At 47.6% G+C, this 19,499-nt stretch carries 19 protein-coding genes; 8 read left to right on the top strand and 11 right to left on the bottom strand.

Features of this window, described 5'->3' with window-relative positions:
• Positions 1 to 323 precede the first annotated feature (323 nt).
• Positions 324 to 884, top strand: coding sequence for a 5-formyltetrahydrofolate cyclo-ligase (locus ABV409_RS05285; protein WP_353876498.1), 561 nt, complete (start codon positions 324 to 326; stop codon positions 882 to 884).
• Here ABV409_RS05285 and ABV409_RS05290 read toward each other — a convergent pair.
• From ABV409_RS05290 to ABV409_RS05330, 9 genes are all read right to left on the bottom strand, one after another.
• Complete coding sequence (locus tag ABV409_RS05290; RefSeq protein WP_353876499.1) at positions 872 to 1,501, bottom strand: lipoprotein signal peptidase; 630 nt, start codon at positions 1,499 to 1,501, stop codon at positions 872 to 874. The genes ABV409_RS05285 and ABV409_RS05290 overlap by 13 nt on opposite strands.
• A 34-nt stretch (positions 1,502 to 1,535) precedes the next feature.
• Positions 1,536 to 2,159 (bottom strand): hypothetical protein, encoded by a 624-nt coding sequence (locus ABV409_RS05295; RefSeq protein ID WP_353876500.1) that lies wholly within the window; start codon positions 2,157 to 2,159, stop codon positions 1,536 to 1,538.
• A gap of 27 nt (positions 2,160 to 2,186) precedes the next feature.
• The gene (locus ABV409_RS05300) at positions 2,187 to 2,570 is read right to left on the bottom strand and encodes a TraR/DksA family transcriptional regulator (RefSeq protein WP_353876501.1); all 384 of its coding nucleotides are present in this window, start codon (positions 2,568 to 2,570) and stop codon (positions 2,187 to 2,189) included.
• Between the two features lie 4 nt (positions 2,571 to 2,574).
• A complete protein-coding gene (ileS, locus tag ABV409_RS05305) occupies positions 2,575 to 5,976 on the bottom strand; it encodes an isoleucine--tRNA ligase (RefSeq protein WP_353876502.1) in 3,402 nt (1,133 codons plus the stop codon).
• A gap of 86 nt (positions 5,977 to 6,062) precedes the next feature.
• The gene (locus tag ABV409_RS05310; protein ID WP_353876503.1) at positions 6,063 to 8,477 is read right to left on the bottom strand and encodes a TonB-dependent receptor; all 2,415 of its coding nucleotides are present in this window, start codon (positions 8,475 to 8,477) and stop codon (positions 6,063 to 6,065) included.
• 1 nt (position 8,478) lies between these two features.
• Positions 8,479 to 9,198: a DNA repair protein RecO gene (gene recO / locus ABV409_RS05315; RefSeq protein ID WP_353876504.1), complete on the bottom strand. Its 720-nt coding sequence runs from the start codon at positions 9,196 to 9,198 to the stop codon at positions 8,479 to 8,481.
• Positions 9,199 to 9,263: 65 nt separating this feature from the next.
• Positions 9,264 to 10,607 (bottom strand): NADP-specific glutamate dehydrogenase, encoded by a 1,344-nt coding sequence (gene gdhA / locus ABV409_RS05320; RefSeq protein ID WP_353876505.1) that lies wholly within the window; start codon positions 10,605 to 10,607, stop codon positions 9,264 to 9,266.
• Between the two features lie 127 nt (positions 10,608 to 10,734).
• Positions 10,735 to 11,889, bottom strand: coding sequence for a cystathionine gamma-synthase (locus ABV409_RS05325; protein WP_353876506.1), 1,155 nt, complete (start codon positions 11,887 to 11,889; stop codon positions 10,735 to 10,737).
• 30 nt (positions 11,890 to 11,919) lie between these two features.
• On the bottom strand, positions 11,920 to 12,381 hold the full coding sequence (locus ABV409_RS05330) for a DinB family protein (protein WP_353876507.1): 462 nt from the start codon (positions 12,379 to 12,381) through the stop codon (positions 11,920 to 11,922).
• A 63-nt stretch (positions 12,382 to 12,444) separates the two neighbouring features.
• Between ABV409_RS05330 and ABV409_RS05335 the strand changes: the two genes are divergently transcribed.
• The 4 genes from ABV409_RS05335 (at position 12,445) to ABV409_RS05350 (ending at position 14,931) form a co-directional block, all read left to right on the top strand.
• Entirely contained in the window at positions 12,445 to 12,747 is a 303-nt protein-coding gene (locus ABV409_RS05335; RefSeq protein WP_353876508.1) for an ArsR/SmtB family transcription factor, read from the top strand.
• A 175-nt stretch (positions 12,748 to 12,922) separates the two neighbouring features.
• A complete protein-coding gene (locus ABV409_RS05340; protein WP_353876509.1) occupies positions 12,923 to 13,615 on the top strand; it encodes an aspartate/glutamate racemase family protein in 693 nt (230 codons plus the stop codon).
• 54 nt (positions 13,616 to 13,669) lie between these two features.
• Complete coding sequence (locus ABV409_RS05345; RefSeq protein ID WP_353876510.1) at positions 13,670 to 14,020, top strand: arsenate reductase family protein; 351 nt, start codon at positions 13,670 to 13,672, stop codon at positions 14,018 to 14,020.
• The gene (locus ABV409_RS05350) at positions 14,020 to 14,931 is read left to right on the top strand and encodes a DMT family transporter (protein ID WP_353876511.1); all 912 of its coding nucleotides are present in this window, start codon (positions 14,020 to 14,022) and stop codon (positions 14,929 to 14,931) included. The genes ABV409_RS05345 and ABV409_RS05350 overlap by 1 nt, the downstream gene beginning before the upstream one ends.
• On the opposite strand, the gene ABV409_RS05355 is transcribed toward ABV409_RS05350, so the two are convergent.
• Positions 14,928 to 15,401: an acyl-CoA thioesterase gene (locus ABV409_RS05355; protein ID WP_353876512.1), complete on the bottom strand. Its 474-nt coding sequence runs from the start codon at positions 15,399 to 15,401 to the stop codon at positions 14,928 to 14,930. The two genes, ABV409_RS05350 and ABV409_RS05355, sit on opposite strands and share 4 nt — an antisense overlap.
• A 102-nt stretch (positions 15,402 to 15,503) precedes the next feature.
• On the opposite strand from ABV409_RS05355, the gene ABV409_RS05360 reads away from it, so the two are divergent.
• From ABV409_RS05360 to ABV409_RS05370, 3 genes are read left to right on the top strand one after another with little or no spacing between them, the layout of a single operon-like run.
• Positions 15,504 to 16,478, top strand: coding sequence for an NAD(P)H-dependent flavin oxidoreductase (locus ABV409_RS05360; protein ID WP_353876513.1), 975 nt, complete (start codon positions 15,504 to 15,506; stop codon positions 16,476 to 16,478).
• Between the two features lie 29 nt (positions 16,479 to 16,507).
• A complete protein-coding gene (locus tag ABV409_RS05365; RefSeq protein WP_353876514.1) occupies positions 16,508 to 17,473 on the top strand; it encodes a YheT family hydrolase in 966 nt (321 codons plus the stop codon).
• 24 nt (positions 17,474 to 17,497) lie between these two features.
• Entirely contained in the window at positions 17,498 to 18,850 is a 1,353-nt protein-coding gene (locus ABV409_RS05370; RefSeq protein ID WP_353876515.1) for a DUF5689 domain-containing protein, read from the top strand.
• A gap of 14 nt (positions 18,851 to 18,864) precedes the next feature.
• Here ABV409_RS05370 and ABV409_RS05375 read toward each other — a convergent pair whose 3' ends face one another.
• The gene (locus ABV409_RS05375) at positions 18,865 to 19,482 is read right to left on the bottom strand and encodes a DinB family protein (RefSeq protein WP_353876516.1); all 618 of its coding nucleotides are present in this window, start codon (positions 19,480 to 19,482) and stop codon (positions 18,865 to 18,867) included.
• Positions 19,483 to 19,499: the final 17 nt, after the last annotated feature.

Consider the following 19,499-nt stretch of genomic DNA (forward strand, 5'->3'; position numbering starts at 1 on the left):
GAGCTTCATTTACAGAGGGTGCCGGCTGAGCTCAAGAGACCGGCCAAAAACGGAGTAGAAATACCCGCGTTGTTAAAAATTCATTAAAATGAGTGCATTTCACCGATAAAAAAATGCCTTTCATAGGATTTTAAAGAAAAAAATCTTTATTTTTATACCAAATTAAGGTTAACAAATGGAAAACTATTTAATCGTACTGGGCATGTACCTCATCTTGATGATTTTCTTCAAGATTTACGTTGCCGTTTCCACTAGGGATTAACCCCTTTTCACAGTACAGCTGTTCCCCAAGCACACCCATTTCCACGTCTACCGTCCTGTAGATGCACAAATCCGAATTAAGAACGATTTATAAAGCGAAGAGATTACAAGTCTCCGCCGCGTCCATTGCTGATTTTAGCATCCAAATTGCGAACCAAGCACTCCAAATCCCCATTTGGGACCTTTCTTTTTATCATTTATTTCTATCGATTTCCAAAAACAAAGAAGTGGATACCGCCCCTTTGCTATCGGTTTTGCAAGGCAAGGATAAACATGTAGTGGTGTCGAAAACCCTAGCCCATGGTGAACTGGGTCATTTCTTATTGACCGATCAGACCCGTTTGGTACTGAACCGTTTGCAAATCCCGGAACCGGAGAATGGTATCGCCGTTGAAGAATCCCAAATCGATGTGGTGTTCGTCCCCCTCTTGGCTTTTGATAAGCGGGGTAACCGGGTCGGCTATGGTCAAGGGTATTACGATCGGTTTTTGGCCCAATGCCGTGGGGATGTGGTCAAGATCGGACTTTCTTTTTTTGAGGCCGAAGAGGTCATTTCAGGGCTGAATGAAGATGATGTCGCCCTCGATTACTGCATTACCCCCAAGAAGGTCTATTCGTTTTGATCCGCAGGTTTGGCGAATGCCTTTTTATTGAAGACGATCAAAATGCCTACCCCGGTACTGATCGCCGTATCGGCGATGTTGAAGATGGGGTCGAAAAAGGAAAAGTGCTTTCCACCAACAAATGGCATCCAATCGGGCAGGGTCGTATCAATGATCGGAAAATAGAGCATATCGACCACTTTGCCGTAGAACAATTTGCCATACGGTTCATCAGCGAACATGGTGGCCACTTGCGAACTGCTATGGTCGAACAACAGCCCATAAAACACCGAATCGATAATGTTGCCGAACGCCCCTGCGAAAATCAGGGAAACTGCCAAAATGAGCACTTTGGGCGCCTTCTTCTTGATGATATCATAGAGCCAATATCCGATACCGACAATGGCAAAAAGACGGAAAATAGTCAAGACCAGTTTGCCTGTCGATTCTGAAATTGGAAGGATGTCGCTGAGTTTGGTTCCCCAAGCGGCACCTTCATTCTCGATGAACAAAATCCTGAACCAACCGAAGACCTCGGTAACGGGCCCCAATGGAAAATGCGTCTTAACGTAGATCTTGCTGACCTGATCGACGATCAATACTGCGATAATAAGGATAAGGGAACGCTTCAAACTCATTTCATGCCTTATAAACTGCGCAAAATTAGCTATATTATTCGGTTCTGGTGACAGAAATGTTCCCTTGTATCGAATTTAATCGAAAAGTCGATGGCCCTTGTGGAATGCTATCGAGCGAAGTGGTACCGTAATCCGAATGGGTATCGAAGTCGCCCGATTCGGCCGACACTGAAATATGTCCTTGGGCGGTCTTCACGACCACGGCTCCCCGGACTTCCGTCAATCGACAATTTCCATCTGAAAGAAGCACGTTCAGGGTATTGAATGTACCCGATGCCGATAAGTCGCTGGTCGTTCCGTATACGGAAACGTTGGAGTGAAGTGGCACCGAAATCCGCAAGGCGATCGAAATCACCTTGTGGGCACTGAGTTTATCGTTCGGGGCGACGAAATTAGGTAAGAACGAGGCGCTTACCTTGATGTTGGGGCCGTCTTCCTCAAGCTTTACGGCCAAGTCGTTTTGGTATTCGCCTTCTATGGCCGCTTCGATTCGAAGTGCTTGGGTATCGGCTGTTACCAGCTCGACCTTATAACAGTTTTCGGTGTCAATGGCAATGTACTTGGTCTGTGGATTAAGAAGGGTCTTTTCGACTACTTTTTGGCTGAAACACCAGCTGGTCGAAAACAGCAGACCTAATAAAAAGAGTGCACGTCCCACATCAAAAAAACGCCCGAAGGCGTTTCCTTATTTTTGCATGTTCTTAGCTTCGATACTGAGCGTGGCGTGCGGTACCAGTTTCAATCGTTCCTTATTGATCAATTTGCCGGTAACACGGCAAATGCCGTACGTTTTATTCTCGATCCGCAATATGGCGTTCTTCAAATCGCGGATGAATTTTTCTTGTCGAATGGCCAATTGGGTATTCGCTTCCTTACTCATGGTTTCGGATCCCTCTTCGAAAGCCTTGAAGGTCGGTGAGGTGTCGTCAGTACCGTTATTACCATCGTTCATGTACGAGCTCTTCAAAAGCTCAAGGTGTTTTTGGGCTTTTTCGATTTTCTCTTCAATCAGCGTTTTGAACTCCGCTAGGTCCTTGTCGGAGTACCGTACTTTAATATCTTGGGCCATTTTTTTAGTGTTTTTTGATGAATAATTTTGTTTTTACGTCATCGAATACAATCGGTGTGCCATCTTCCAATTGCTCTTCGATATCGAGATCTTCGGTCAAGGTCTCACTTTTGATATAGGCTACATTGCTTTCTATCGCCCGTTCAACTTTGCCGTCTTTTAAAATCTTTAAATCGATTTTGTCGGTCACATCGAATCCGGACTCTTTGCGTAAGTTCTGGATGCGATTTACCAGCTCCCTTGCGATACCTTCGTTTTTCAGGGCATCATCTATGGTAATATCGAGGGCGACCGTCAAGGGTCCTGCACTCGCTACCAACCATCCTTCGATATCCTGAGAGGTTATCTCTACATCGGAGAACTGTAATTTAATGTTTTTATTTTCCAAATCAAGCGATATTTCGCCCTCTTGCTCTATTTTTTGAATGTCTTCTTGGCCCAAGGCTCCGATAGCGGCCGCTACCGATTTCATGTCTTTGCCGAATTTAGGCCCCAAGACCTTGAAATTGGGTTTGATCTGTTTGACCAAAATACCTGATGCATCGTCCATCAGTTCGATTTCCTTGACATTGACCTCCGATTTGATCAATTCCGAAACCGCTTCGATTTCAAGGCGTTGGGCGTCGTTCAAGACTGGCACCATGATTTTTTTCAGGGGCTGGCGCACCTTGATTTTTTCCTTTTGTCGGATGGACAGCACTAGTGATGCGATTTTCTGCGCGGTTTGCATTTTCCCTTCCAACGCGGTGTTGACCTTGCTGGGATCAAAACTTGGAAAATCGGCCAGATGCACGCTTTCGAAAGCTTCTTGGCCCGTAACCCGATTCAAATCACTGTAAAGGCGATCCATAAAGAACGGGGCGATCGGTGCCGATAATTTGGCCACCGTGACCAGACAGGAATAGAGCGTCTGATAGGCCGATATTTTGTCTTGTTCGTAATTGCCTTTCCAAAAACGCCTTCGACTCAAACGAACGAACCAATTGCTGAGGTTCTCTTGTACGAAATCCGAAATTGCCCTTGCAGCCTTGGTGGGTTCGTAATCACCATAGGCCTGGTCGACCTTTTCGATCAAGGAATGCAATTCTGACAGGATCCATTGGTCCAATTCAGGGCGTTCGGACAAGGCGATTTCTTCTTCAGAAAAATCGAATCCGTCGATGTTCGCATAAAGGGCGAAAAAGGAATAGGTATTATACAAGGTTCCGAAGAACTTCCGTTTCACCTCGACGACCCCATCAATATCGAATTTTAGATTGTCCCATGGGTTGGCATTCGCTATCATATACCATCGGGTGGCATCGGCCCCATGCTCGGGTAGGGTAACGAAGGGGTCGACGGCATTGCCCAATCGCTTTGACATTTTTTTGCCTTCCTTATCGAGTACCAATCCGTTCGAAACGACATTTTTATAGGCTACGGAATCAAAAACCATCGTCGCGATGGCATGCAGGGTGTAGAACCATCCCCGGGTCTGATCGACCCCTTCGGCGATGAAATCCGCGGGAAAGGTCTTTCCTTCATCAATGAAATCTTTGTTTTCAAAAGGGTAGTGCCATTGGGCATACGGCATCGAGCCGCTATCGAACCAAACGTCGATAAGGTCGCTTTCACGTCGCATCGGCAAGCCTGATGGCGATACCAAAGTGATTTGGTCAACGATGTTCTTGTGAAGATCAACGGTATCGTAATTGGTATCGGTCATATCACCGACCACGAAATCAGCGAAGATGTCCTTTTCCATGAAACCGGCAGCGATCGCTTTTTCCATTTCCGATTTCAACTCTTCAATCGAGCCAATGATGCGTTCCTCAGCACCGTTCTCGGTGCGCCAAATCGGTAGTGGGATACCCCAGTAGCGAGATCGTGAAAGGTTCCAGTCGTTGGCATTGGCCAACCAATTGCCGAACCGGCCTTCACCGGTCGATTTCGGTTTCCAGTTGATGCTTTGGTTCAAATCGAACATGCGGTCCCTGATGTCGGTGACTTTGATGAACCACGAATCCAAGGGGTAATACAATATGGGTTTATCGGTACGCCAACAATTCGGATAGCTGTGTAGGTATTTTTCAACCTTGAAAGCTTTGTTTTCCTCTTTCAGTTTGATGGCTATTTCGACATCGACCGAGCGCTCGGGAGCTTTGCCCTCATCGTAATATTCGTTTTTGACGTACTTATGCCCGAATTCCTTCAATTCAGGACGAAACCGGCCTTGAAGGTCGACTAGAGGAACGGGGTTATTGTGCTCATCCAGAACCAGCATTGGCGGCACTTCAGGTTCCGCTTGCTTGGCGACAAAGGCATCATCGGCACCGAAAGTGGGTGCGGTATGGACGATACCCGTACCATCTTCGGTAGTCACGAAATCCCCCGAAATCACCCGAAACGCATGTTCAGGATTTTGGTAAGGTTGTACGTAATCGATCAACTGCTCGTAACGGATCCCGACAATATCGGTTCCTTTAAAGGCGGTAAGCACTTCAAAGGGTATTTTTTTGTCGCCCGGTTTAAAAGTGGTGAATGCTTCCGGTGATTCGGCGGCCACATATTTCCCGGAGAACTGTTTGTTGACCAGGTTTTGGGCCAAAACCACATGGATGGGCTCAAAAGTATATTGGTTGAATGTTTTGACCAAGACGTAATCGATCTTCGGGCCCACGGTCAAGGCGGTGTTCGATGGTAGGGTCCATGGGGTGGTCGTCCACGCCAATAGGTAAACCGCATCGCCATAAGGTTTGAGAAAATCCGGAAGACTATCGGTATTCGCCTTGAATTGGGCGGTTACCGTGGTATCGGTTACATCTTGATAGGTGCCGGGTTGGTTCAACTCATGTGAGCTGAGACCTGTTCCTGCTTTCGGTGAATAGGGTTGTATGGTGTACCCTTTGTATATCAGTCCTTTATCATAAATCTGCTTCAACAGCCACCAGACCGATTCCATGTATTTTGATTCGTAGGTGACGTAAGGGTCGTCCATATCGACCCAATACCCCACTTTTTCGGTCATCTCGTTCCATACATCCGTATATCGCATGACCGCTTTTCTACAGGCCTCGTTGTATGCTTCGACGGTGATTTTCTTTCCGATGTCCTCTTTGGTAATGCCCAACTCCTTTTCGACGCCAAGCTCGATGGGAAGTCCATGGGTATCCCAACCGGCTTTCCTCTTCACTTGATAGCCCTTCATGGTCTTATATCGAGGAAAGATATCCTTGATCGTTCGCGCCATTACGTGGTGGATGCCCGGCATACCATTGGCCGATGGGGGACCTTCATAAAAGACATAGTTCGGCCCACCTTCGCGTGATGAAACACTTTTTTCGAAAATATGGTGTTCTTTCCAATAGGCCAATACTTCATCGGCGATGTGGGGAAGATCCAATCCTTTGTATTCCGCAAACTTCATATAGGGCGCTTCTTCTCAAATTACAAGGTTGCAAAATTAAAAATTTAGATGGAATAAACGGCTAAGAATCAAGTGGCAACAATACCTTAGAAGCGATACCCCATGCTAAAGATCAAATTTCTGCCCGGGGCAACGATTCCTGAAGAGTAGGTACGGTAGCGTTGGTCGGTCAGGTTTTCAAGGGCCAAGCTCACCTTGACACTGTTCGAAACCTGGTATTGTGATCTAAAATTAAGGGTATACCACGATGGTGAAAATGGGTTTCCATCGGCATCGGTGGCATATATAAACGGTTTGTTCCGTTCCGAAAGCGTAAGGTTGTCAAAACTGATCTCGCCGTTATAATTTACGAATAGGTCGGTCTTAAGTTTTTGGTTCTTCCAAATAAGATGAAAATCGGCAAAGGTTGGGGCAACATGGCGTGCTGGGGTATCGGTGCCGTCATCGTCTTCTTCGGTGCCATCGGCCACGGTGAGGTTGCCCTTGAAGGACCAATGATCATCTATAAAAGCCTGTACCCCGAATTCAAAACCGTAGACATAGGCCCTAGCGGCGTTTTGAATGGCCTGTACATTGCTAAGCTCCCCATTGTACTGTATTTCGGTCTGCCCGTTGAACGTAAAGTCACGCCGTACCAAGGCATCGACGAGATAGGTGTAAAAGGCGGCCCCTTTCAAGACCACTTTGTCATTGAAGTTCTTACGAATACCAAAATCGATGTTATAGGCGTATTCGGGCTCAAGGTCAGGGTTGGGCACGACCACCGATCCAGGTTCCGAATCGAATACCTTGCCCACATCATCGATATTGGGCGCCCTAAATCCGGTCGAACCGTTCAAAGTGAACTGCAAGTTCGCCTTCGGAAACCAACTCAAACCGATACTGCCCGTCAAGGCTCCGGTAATCAAATCGGCTTCCTCGAATGGGAATGGGAAAAAGGTCGTGTCGAATTGGGCATCTACCCAGACTTGGCTGTAACGTAGCCCTGACAACAAGGTGAAATTCGGTTTCAATTGGTATTCGCCATTGATATAGCCCGCAAACGTCTGCCAGGTCGAACCATCAGGATACCTGGTTGACCAGTCTGCCACTGTTTCGGTATCAATGTCCTCGACCGAACCTTGCGAACCGATTTTGTTGAAAAGGTACTCGGCCCCATAATACAAGCGTAAATCACCGATTTTTTTGTTTTCGAAATCAAGGTTGACCGAAAGCGCATTGACCTGTTCGGTATTGCGAAAGAGGTTGGGGTCGTTGAAATCACGGCTATTCCGGCTCTCTTCGAAAAACTGATAGGCAGTTGTCAATTTGACCCCATCATAGAATTTGTTCTGTCCTTGTTTGGTGATCTGTAAATTGCCCATGAACCATTTCTGGGGGCCATAATACCATTCGGCCGAACGTAGGCCTTCACCGCTTTCGTCGGGTCGGATCAAACGATCGTAGCGCGAATAGCTCGAGGTTTCCGAATAATGTAGCCCCAAATCATACGTCCAGATCGCGCTGGGGCGGTAGGTGAATTTCTGTAAGAGATTGATTTGGTCATAACCCGTAGACACTTGTCGCTCCGGATCCGGATTTACCACAAGGACATCCTGTCCGTTTTCGCGGGTCACATAACGGTCGCGCAAATAGGAATCCCTACCATGACCACCCATGGTCAGATCACCGAAGTTATTGTAGCTGACACTGGTAAAAGAAGCCCATTTGCGTTCACCCAGGTTTAGGTCGAAATGTACCGTGTTCTCGTTGGTGGCCGACCCGAATCGGTAAAGTGCATTTCCAGAAACGGTCAGACTATCGGTATAGGAAAATCGTGGTGCCTTGGTGAAAAAGTTCATGACCCCTCCTATGGCATCACTACCATAAATGACCGAGCCAGGTCCAAAGATCACCTCGGTATTCTTGACGTTGAAAGGGTCGATCGAAATAACGTTCTGGACATTGCCACCCCTGAATATCGCATTGTTCATGCGCACCCCGTCTACCGACAGTAAAACCCTGTTCGTCGCGAAACCGCGTATCATGGGGCTTCCGCCTCCCAATTGGCTTTTTTGAACGAAGACCTTTCCTGAATTCGCTAAAAGATCGGCCGAAGTCTGTGGGTTGGTAAAGGCTATGGTCTGGGCATCGATCGATTCAATTTTTTGGGGGATGTCTTTCTTCTGCTGCTCCCATTTCGAAACCGACATGACCACCTCCTCAAGTTGTTCCGGGCTTTGTTCGAGGTATACCCGATTGCCTTTTTTCGCGATTTGCGACTTGGTCGAAATATAAGTTTGATAACTGAGGTGCCGAAAAATGATTTTCTCGTTGGTATCGAATTGGGTAAGATCGGCCCTGCCGTCAAAATCGGTCAAGGTCGATTTGGTCCGCGACGGATTGAACAAGGCGGCATTCACGACCGGGTTACCGGCATCACTGTCGAGAACCAACACTTTTTGGGCCCAAAGGGTGGTCGAAACCCCAAACAAGCATAGCAGTACAACAAGGATTCGCATACTAATCAAAAACGGCATTTAAAACGGCCAAGGACCTGGGCTTTCTGAATCCGTGCAAATGTAATTCAAAATAGAGAACCATCAATTTCAATAGTTCTTGACGCGCTTTCCTTGGGATTTTCATTCCCGGTACCGCATCAAAATTTATGCCCAAAAAGGGTTTGAACCGATTTAAAAGATCCCCTTGGATCAGGGGGTTCAATGTAGGGGATGCAACGAAGCACCCATCCAAAAGATCAAAATACGGATTTTCAATACCTGAGGTATCCGGGTAAAAGCCGAGATATTTCGAGAGGTTCAATAAAAAAAGGATGTGGAAATTGGCTACCGCGTCGTGATTGTCAAGCCAAAAGAGGGCATATTCCAAATAGTGATACAGCGATTCATCTTGTTCTTGTTCTTGGATGGAATTCACCAACAGCTCGGCCACGAAAAGCACGATGCTGTTTTTTTCGATCTGGGTATGCAAGCTGGTGTAGGGGTTGATGACCTTCGCCTCCCGGATGCGTTCCAAGGTGCCCTTGTTCTTATGGGTGGCAACGAGTTCGAGTTGGGTCAAGGGCATGAACTGGGCGGCCTTTAACTTTCCCCTTTTGGAGGTCAATACCCCTTTCAACAAGTACGATTTCAAACCATCTGAAACGGTAAACGCCTTGACGATAAGGCTGGTATCACCATATTTTAAGGAAGAAAGCACAATGGCCTTGGTCGTCAGTTGCATGCATCAAATATAAAGACCCATCCACTATTGCAGCGGATGGGTCTTGAATTTAGGATTTTTCAATATCAAATAACGCCCTGGGCGAGCATGGCATCCGCGACTTTGACAAAGCCGGCGATGTTGGCCCCTTTGACGTAGTTGCAATAGCCATCCCCTTCTTGACCATAGGCGATACAAGAATCATGGATGTCTTCCATAATCCCTTTAAGACGCTCATCGACTTCTTCCCTGGTCCAACTGATACGCAACGAATTTTGCGACATTTCGAGACCTGAGGTGGCTACACCCCCTGCATTCGACGCCTTACCAGGGGCGAATAGGATCTTGGCCTCATGAAAAGCGTGTATCGCTTCAGGTGTCGAGGGCATGTTGGCGCCTTCTGCCACGGCGATACATCCGTTTTTGATCAAGGAAGCGGCATCGTCACCGTTCAATTCGTTTTGTGTGGCACATGGCAATGCGATATCACAGGCTACCTGCCAAGGGGTCTTGCCAGCATGATATTCAGCTGACGGATAGGTGTCGGCATATTCCGAAATCCTTCCCCTTCTATTGTTTTTCAAATCCATGACGAAGGCCAGTTTTTCCGCATCGATACCGTCTTTGTCAAGAATGTACCCTCCTGAATCGGAAAGGGTCAATACCTTACCTCCCAATTGCAGTACTTTTTCGGCCGCGAACTGGGCCACATTGCCCGACCCGGAAATAACGACCCGTTTTCCTTCGAAAGAACTGCCCGAGGTTTTCAGCATGCTGTTGGCAAAATACACGGTACCGTAACCGGTAGCCTCCGGACGGATCAACGAACCACCCCATGACATACCCTTACCGGTCAATACCCCGGTAAACTCGTTACGGATCTTCTTGTACATCCCGAAGAGGAACCCGATTTCGCGGGCACCGACCCCGATATCACCGGCAGGGACATCGGTATTCGGGCCGATATGCCTACAGAGTTCCGTCATAAAAGCATGGCAAAAACGCATCACCTCATCGTCCGATTTTCCTTTGGGATCAAAATCCGAACCTCCTTTACCACCGCCCATGGGCAAGGTGGTCAAACTGTTTTTGAATACTTGCTCGAAAGCCAAGAATTTCAACACACTGGCATTGACCGTTGGGTGAAAACGAAGTCCTCCCTTGTACGGGCCAATGGCCGAATTCATTTGGATGCGATACCCACGGTTGACATGGATCTCACCTTGGTCATCGACCCAGGCTACCCTGAACGAAAGCAATCGTTCGGGCTCGACCATACGTAGTAAGATGTTCTTACCATGGTAAATGTCATGCTGTACGATATACGGGATAACGGTTTCGGCAACCTCTTGGACTGCCTGTATAAACTCAGGTTCATGGCCGTTCCGGGCCTTGACCTCATCCATAAATGCTTTGATCTTTGCTTCCATAAAAGGATTGGTAAATTGTTAGTTTTAGGGCGCTTTAAGCGGCCATATTTATCAAATTAGGAATATAACGGCAAAATTATGCCATTTATATAATTTGAAGCGCTTATTTTAAAAATATTTCAATTCCCTAAGAAATGGCCTGTTCAAGGTCGGCGATCAGGTCATCGACATCCTCGATTCCGACGCTCAATCGGATCAAAGAATCGACCACACCGCTTTTTTCCCTTTCTTCTTTCGGAATGCTTGCATGGGTCATGCTTGCCGGGTGGCCCGCCAAACTTTCGACCCCACCCAGTGATTCCGCTAAGGTGAATACTTTTAACCTCTCGACGATTTTGACGGCTTCTTCGAAATTGCTCCCTTCCGGAATGAACGAGATCATACCGCCGAACCCGTGCATTTGCGCTTTGGCCACATCGTGGTTCGGGTGATCTTCAAAGCCGGGCCAGTACACCTTTTCGATTTTCGGATGGTTTCGAAGGTAATTGGCAATCGCTTCGCCGTTCTCGCAATGGCGCTGCATGCGCACGTGCAATGTCTTGATACCGCGAAGGGTCAGAAAGCTGTCCATTGGTCCACAGACCGCACCGCTGGCGTTTTGGATAAAATAAAGTTTGTCGGCCAACGCCTGGTCATTGACTATCAACGCGCCGACGACAATATCGCTATGCCCACCCAAATATTTGGTGGCCGAATGCATGACGATGTCTGCCCCCAACTCTAAAGGACGCTGTAAATATGGAGATGCGAAGGTATTGTCTACCGCCAACAAGAGGTCGTGCTTTTTGGCCAAATCGGAAACAGCTTTGATATCGATGACATTCATCATCGGATTCGTTGGGGTTTCGACCCAAATCAATTTGGTGTTATCGTTGATCTTCGCCGCGATGGAAGACACATCTTGCATGCCGGTGAAATGGAAGGTAATGCCATACTTTTCGAAAACTTGACGAAAGAGACGATAGCTTCCTCCATATAGGTCATTGGTCGAGACCACTTCGTCACCGGGTTCCAATAATTTTATCACTGCGTCAATAGCCGATAACCCACTGGCGAATGCCAGGCCAAACGTGCCGCTCTCGATACTGGCCAAGGCATTTTCAAGAGCCGTACGGGTCGGGTTGCCACTTCGTGAATATTCGAAACCCTGATGCCCACCTGGTGTGGTCTGGGCATAGGTCGAGGTTTGATAAATCGGGGGCATCACGGCGCCGTAGGCCTTGTCAGGTGCTTGTCCTCCGTGAATGGTCTTGCTGTTAAATTTCAATGCGTTGTTATCCATAGACAGTATGTTCGTGAATTGCCTGCAAAATTACATTTTTGTCGCTCTGACCAAGGCCATGATCGATCCTAAATGCAGTCCTTCATGAAAAACATTGAAGGCCAAGGCATCTTCGACACTGTTCAGGGGTACCTTGGGTGTGGTCATATAAGCGTTAAAATCGGTGAACAACCCTTTGGCAAAATCCGATTCGGTACGCTCGGGCAATTCGAAAAGCAGTTTTTTTACCGTTTCGATCTCGGTAGCGTCGGGACGCTCCCCAGGAAAGGTCCCTTTTTGGTATTTTTCAACCAGTTCCTGCCCGATGTTCAACGGTAGTCCGCTCAACCCATAAACCAATTTTTGCTGGGTGACCACCACATGGGCGATGTTCCACCAAATATTATTGTTGAATGCTTTCGGTATGGTATACAATGTTTCCTCGGGGAGGTCATTGAGGAATTTGTAAAGGATCTTCCGATTTTGTCGGGTAATGGTAAAGAGGTTTTCCATAGGGCATCGTTAAAACATATCTATTTTTCTAGATATGTAAATATAATTGTTTATTTTTACAACGTGAATATAGTTGAAATCAACAAAGTGCTGGCCAACGATACCCGGGTGGCCATTTTGAAATGGTTGAAAGAGCCCGAGCGCAATTTTCCGCCCCACAAAGACATCGATCATTTTGACGATGGGGTATGTGTGGGGTACATCCAAGACAAGGCCGGATTATCACAATCGACGATTTCAACCTATTTGTTGGCCATGCAGAACGCTGATTTGGTGATACCCACGCGGCATGGTAAATGGACCTATTACCGAAGGAATGAAAAGGTCATCAAGGCCTATATTCGGACCCTTCGCGATGAACTGTGATTTTTTGATATACATATCTAGATATTGCGAAATATAAATGGATTATGGAATGTACATTGGAATGCCGACAGGCAACTGTTTACCAGAGGCGTAGCTACCTTTCCCGGGTTTTGGATTGGTTGGGCAACCTCAAGATCGAAGGGGCCGAGGGGCTCTCTAAAGTAAAATAAGGATTATGAAGACCATTGGCGTTATCGGGGGCATGAGTTGGCAATCCTCCAAAGTGTATTATGAATATTTGAACGAACTGGTCGCAGGTAGACTGGGAGGAGCGCATTCCGCCAAGATCTTGATGAGTTCGGTCGATTTTGCCGAAATCGAACGCTTGACCTTTGAAGATGATTGGGATGCAATCGGCGATTTGATGGCTGAACATGCGCAATTGTTGGAGCGGGCAGGGGCCGATGTGGTCATCTTGGCCACCAATACGATCCACTTGGTCAGTCAGGCCATACAGCAGGTTTTGAACGTTCCGTTTCTCCATATCGCCGAGGCCACGGGAGCGGCAATTGCCGAAAAGGGAATTGGTAAAATCGCTTTATTGGGCACCCGCTTTACTATGGAAAAGGACTTTTATACCGATATTTTGGAACAGCGCTTCGGTCTAGAGGTATTGATTCCTGACTTAGCTGCCCGTGAGCGCTTGCAACACATCATCTATAAGGAACTCGTTACCGGTACGTTTACCGAAGCCGCTAAGCAGGAATGCTTGCTCATGATCGATGCCCTGATCGCCGAAGGGGCCGAAGGGGTCATTTTAGGATGTACGGAACTTCCTATATTGATTCCGGCCGACGAAGTGGCGATACCCTCATTCGATACGACCATGATCCATGCCCGATCGGCGGTCGATTTCGCCTTGAAATGATTTTCTTTGTGCAGCGACCGAAAACCGGCCGCACTGAAATAAAAATCCATTCTTATGAAAAAAATATTCCATTTGGAGACCTGTAAGACCTGTCAAAAGATTTTAGCTGAATTGCAACCTTTGGACGGGGTCGAACTGCGAGAGATCAAGTCGAAAGGGATTACCCCTGATGAATTGCAAGAAATGCGCGACCGTACCGATTCTTACGAATCGTTGTTCAGCAGACGCGCCATGTTGTTTCGACAACGGGGCCTAAATGACAAAGTGCTTGGTGAGGAGGATTATAAAAACCTGATTTTGGAACACTACACCTTTTTGAAAAGACCCGTGGTCATGGTCGATGATGCCATATTCATCGGTAATGCGAAAAAGCAGGTCGAAGGGGCGAAGGACGCATTGCATTGATGGGAAAACGAACACTTGCTTTTTTGGCGGCCATTGGTGCCACGACCATTTATGGGATCAATCATACCATTGCGAAGGGCGTGATGCCCGACTATGTGACCCCTTTCGGCTTCATTTTTTTGCGTGTCGTCGGGGCAAGTATCCTGTTCTGGGCCATTTCGTTCTTAGGACCCAAAGAATCGATTGACAAAAAAGATTGGCCGCGACTGGTACTGGCGGCGCTTTTGGGGATGGTCATCAACATGTTGTCGTTTTTCAAAGGACTTGAATTATCAACACCGATCAACAGTTCGGTCTTGGTAACTATCAGCCCTATCATAGTGGTCGTCCTTTCGGCGTTTTTCTTGAAAGAACGGATTACCCTCAATAAGGGCTTGGGGATATTTTTAGGCTTTGTCGGCGCCTTGGCCCTGATCCTGTTCGGTGCCGAATTGCGTCAAGATGCCCCGAACATCCCCTTGGGTAATACCTTGTTCATTGTCAATGCCACGGCCTATGGGGCCTATTTGATCGTAGCCAAAAGCTTAGTGGCCAAGTACCACCCGTTTACTTTGATGCGCTGGTTGTTCACCATCGCGATGATCATCAATTTCCCCATTACCTTCGGCGACTTCATGCTGATTGAGTGGGCAACCATGCCGCTTTGGGTTTGGGGTGTGGTCTTATTCGTGATCATCGGCACCACCTTTTGTACCTACCTGTTCAATATTTTCGCCATGACTGAATTGAAGGCGAGTACTATCGGTGCCTTCATCTACATCCAACCCGTCTTCGGCATCCTCTTTGCCTTGCTTACCGGAAAAGACAGTTTGACCGCAACCAAGATATCGGCTACGGTTTTGGTATTGGTCGGGGTGTATTTGGCAAGTAAGAAAGTCAAGCCAAAAGCGGTGCATAATTTACGATCTTAAAGATCTTTCGGCACCTTTGCGAACGTTCGGGTATCGGCCTTGGTGAGATACTTGAAATCTGGGGAGCGCTCCATTTTTTCGAAGGCCTCGAGAAATTGATCGGGTAGGCCCGATAGTTTCCTGGTGGTCAGGTCCATCCATCCCCCCATCATTTCACATCGGGCGAAATTCTTTCCATTGGCATCGAAGAAATCATGCTGGAACTCGAAGAACATCCCATCTTCACTGATGCCTTTGAGATCAAGCGAAACCTTGACCGGTTTCCCTACGAATACCTCCTTGAAATAGTACATGTGCTCGTAGAAAACCACGGGCCCGATCTGAAACTGGGCCATTGATTTCTGGTTGAAACCCAGGATGCCCAAATAGGCCATGCGAGTGTGGCTCATAAAGTTGATGTAGGCCGAATTGGCCAGGTGCCGGTTGGCATCCAAATCACTCCATCTGATATCGAATTCCTTGAAAAACATAGCTTTGATTTGTTATGCATGCATAATAGTTGTCAAAAATAGCATAGATTTGAAGACGGTTCGCAAAAAACCTTAGATTTATCCATAACTTAAAGTTTCACCATGAGTCAAAAAGCCAGTTTTATTCCAGAATTGTCCCTTCCTGCCATCGCTGCCCCTATGTTCTTGATCTCGGGTCCGAAGTTGGTCATCGAATGTTGCAAGAACGGTATCGTCGGCACTTTTCCCGCCTTGAACCAGCGTACCAGTGAGGGTTTTGAAGAATGGCTGATCGAAATCAAGACCACCTTGGCCGAATGGGAAAAAGAAACCGGAAAAAAGGCGGCGCCTTTTGGGGTCAACATCGTGGTGCACCCGACGAACCCAAGGGTCGAGGCCGATGTGAAACTTTGCGTCAAACACCAAGTACCATTGGTGATTACCTCATTAGGGGCGGTACGCATGGTCGTCGACGCGATCCATAGTTATGGTGGACTGGTCTTTCACGATGTGATCAAAAAGCGGCATGCGCAAAAAGCGGCAGGGGCCGGTGTCGACGGACTCATTTTGGTGGCCGCAGGAGCGGGAGGCCATGCAGGAACGATCAATCCGATGACCTTGGTTTCCGAAACCCGGCAGTTCTTCGACAAAAACATCATCCTTTCAGGATGCATCAGTACGGGTAGGGATATCGCTTCGGCCCTACAAATGGGGGCCGATCTCGCCTATATGGGAACCCGCTTCATTAATGTGGAGGAAAGTCGCGCCCCGGAAGAGTATCGTCAAATGATTATCGATTCCGGAGCAAGTGACGTTACGTATACGGCTGCTATTTCTGGGGTACATGCCAATTTTTTGACCAAGAGCCTCGAAGCGGCTGGACTCACCGCCGAAGATTTGAAGAAAGATCAAAAAGTGGATTTCGGAAAAGAACTCGATACCGAGCATAAGGCTTGGAAAACCATTTGGTCTGCCGGTCAGGGATCGGCACTGATCGATGATAGCCCATCGGTGGCCGAATTGACGACACAGCTCAAAACCGAGTTCAAAGAAGCCATCGAAGCACAATACAAGTATTTGGAGCGCTATCCTAAGTAGCCCCGATCAATTCGTAATCCGGAACTGCCATGCCTCTTGTACCGTCAGATTACAGACCTCCATTTCTTTTCAGAAACGGCCATTTCTCGACCATTTACGCCGGGGTTATCCGTCGAGTGAACGGCCTGGTACAACAAAGGGAGCGCCTCGAATTGGACGATGGTGATTTTATGGACCTCGATTGGAGCGAGTCGGTTTTGCCGACCAAGAAACTCGTTATCATCTTGCATGGCCTCGAAGGGGATGCCCAGCGACACTATATCATCGGCAGCGCACAAAAATTGAACTTGAACGGGTTCGATGCCTGTGCGGTTAATTTTCGTGGATGCAGCGGTGAAGACAACAGACACTATAAATCATACCATTCCGGGGCCACTGACGATCTCGCTCGGGTGGTCGGCCATGTCAATGCAATCGGTAAATATGAGGAGTTGTATCTATTGGGCTTCAGCCTTGGGGGGAATATGAGCTTGAAATTCGTGGGGGAAAGTCATGCGGGCACGGAAACACTGAAGGCAGTCGTCGCGGTTTCGGTTCCTTGCGACCTGAAAGATGCCTGTGATCAACTCTTGCAATCAAAGAACGTATTGTACTCGGCCCGCTTCAAAAAACACTTATTGGCCAAATTGCGTAAAAAGCAAGAACGGTTTCCCGATATGATCTCCAAGAAAGCGATCAAACGCATTCGCACATTAAAGGATTTCGATGATACCTATACCGCACCAGCACATGGGTTCGAAAATGCGCTCGATTACTATGAGAAATGCAGTAGCAATCAATTCTTGCCGCATATCAAGGTGCCTTCTTTGATATTGAATGCCAAAAATGACAGCTTTCTAGGTGAAAAATGCTATCCTTATGAAATATCGGAAGCCAACCCCATGGTGCATCTTGAAGTACCCGAATTCGGTGGGCATGTAGGTTTTTGGGGCAAAAAGAACATCAGTTACGCAGAAGAGCGCGCACTTCAATTTTTTGAAAGCGTGAATCCATAGCTTGGTCGGTCAATCCGCCTTGTTATGCGCTTTTTCTTCTTTTTAATGGCCTCTTTCGGCTTTTTAGCCTGCCATCCGCCTCGTGAATTCGATCAGATCGAACCGAATTGTGAGACTGCCTTATCGGCGAACGTTTCTTATGCCGAAGTACATGCCCTTTATCAAGATAGATTGTTACAGATCCAAAATGATTGGGTCATCGAGGGGTATGTGAATTCATCGGATCGCAGCGGTAACTTTTTCAGCGTCCTCCACTTTCAAGATGCCCCGGAAAACCCGAACATGGGCTTTCAAATCGAAATCGACCTGAGGGACAGTTACCTGCAATATCCAAGGGGAAGTAAGATCTACATTAAATTGAAGGGGTTGTATCTGGGAAAGCGCAATGGTGTCTTCACCTTGGGTGGTACTTTTGAGGCCTTTGGTACGACTTCGGTCGGAAGGTTGCCGGCCTTGCAATTGCAAGACCACATCGTTCTCGACTGTGGGGCGCCGGTCGAATTGCGTGCCCTACCCGTAAGCATTGGCGAGTTGCATATGGGTTTGACCAATACCTTGGTCACCTTTTCGCAATTGGAATTCGAATTTGATGCGCTAGGGCAGCCCTTTGCATTGGAATTCGAGTCGACAGAGCGCGTTTTAATCGATTGTCTCGACGACCGACTTGGTATGGTGAACAGTGGATTTTCGGATTTCCATCAAACCCCAGTACCCGAAGGAAGTGGGTCGATTACCGGGGTGTTGTTGCGCGATGGTGACGACCTGCAATTGGCCATACGAGATCTTGAGGATATTCGTTTCGGTGAAGACCGTTGTGCGGAACTCATCACCGCATACACATCGACCGAATTGTTCTTTTCTGAATTGGGCGATCCCGATAACGATGCGGATGCCCGCTTTATTGAGTTGTACAATGCGGCGGATACCCCATTGGATTTGAATGGATGGAGCATTCGACGATATACTAATGCGAATCTTGAAGTGGGATCTACAACGGATCTTTCGGGGCTTGCCATAGCTGCCAAGGGCAGCCTTGTCATTTCACCCAATGCGGTGGTTTTTGAACAGGTATATGGATTTAGCCCTGATTTGGGGGTGGGTTCGAACAGTCCTGCTGATTCCAATGGTGACGATAATCTCGAATTGGTCGACCCTTTTGGCAGCGTGATCGATACCTTCGGGCGTATCGGGGAAGACGGTTCGGGTACCGATCATGAATTTGAAGATGGCAAAGCCGTTCGCAAGCCCGAAGTGATTCGGGGCAATCCGGTATACGATTTTTCGGAATGGAGGGTTTTCAACGATACCGGGGGAGCCATGACCATCGACCAACCACAAAACGCCCCGGAAGATTTTACACCAGGTCGTCGCGATTGAGGTTGCGTCGTGGCTTATTCCGGTTTGATCGGAAAACCTTCACTGGCCAAGATTTGTTCCATTTGCAAGACATGTCGCTCGCAATGGGCCGACATAAAAAGCAAGAGCTGTACCCCATCGACCGTCCCGAAAGGTAAATCGCTATTGAAGTGGTTGCGCAGGTCATCTGTCGTTTCCATGATATATTCGATCTGCTCTTCCCTTTTTTCGCGAAAGGCCCTGACTGTTTCCCTATGTGATCCGAACTTGCCACTAGGTTCGAACCGCTCAGAGGTCTTGACTTTCCGATTTCTTTGGGTGACGGCTTCAACAAGCTGTTCATCAGTTAAGGAGACCTCCGATTTTTTAGAGGGATCGTTACCTTCTGCGATCGTTTTGCGCAATAGCTCCTGAAACGCCGTTTCAGACAAGGTGATATGTTCGGCACAGTTCGCGATCGACCAGCTATCGGGCGTTGGTTTAAAATGCAATTGTAGTGAATCAAGACCATCGAGTACGCTCAGCATATGGGCCATGGTCTTTTTCAAATGCATGTTGGCCGTTTTACGATCTGAATCGGAGGGCCCGTTTTGTCCATAGGAAAATCCGACAAGGAAGAACAGGGCTACGAAAGGGATATGGTTTTTCTTCATTGGTATTTGTTTAACTG

Origin of the sequence: Flagellimonas algarum, assembly GCF_040513375.1 — a bacterium.
GTDB classification, from domain to species: domain Bacteria; phylum Bacteroidota; class Bacteroidia; order Flavobacteriales; family Flavobacteriaceae; genus Flagellimonas_B; species Flagellimonas_B algarum.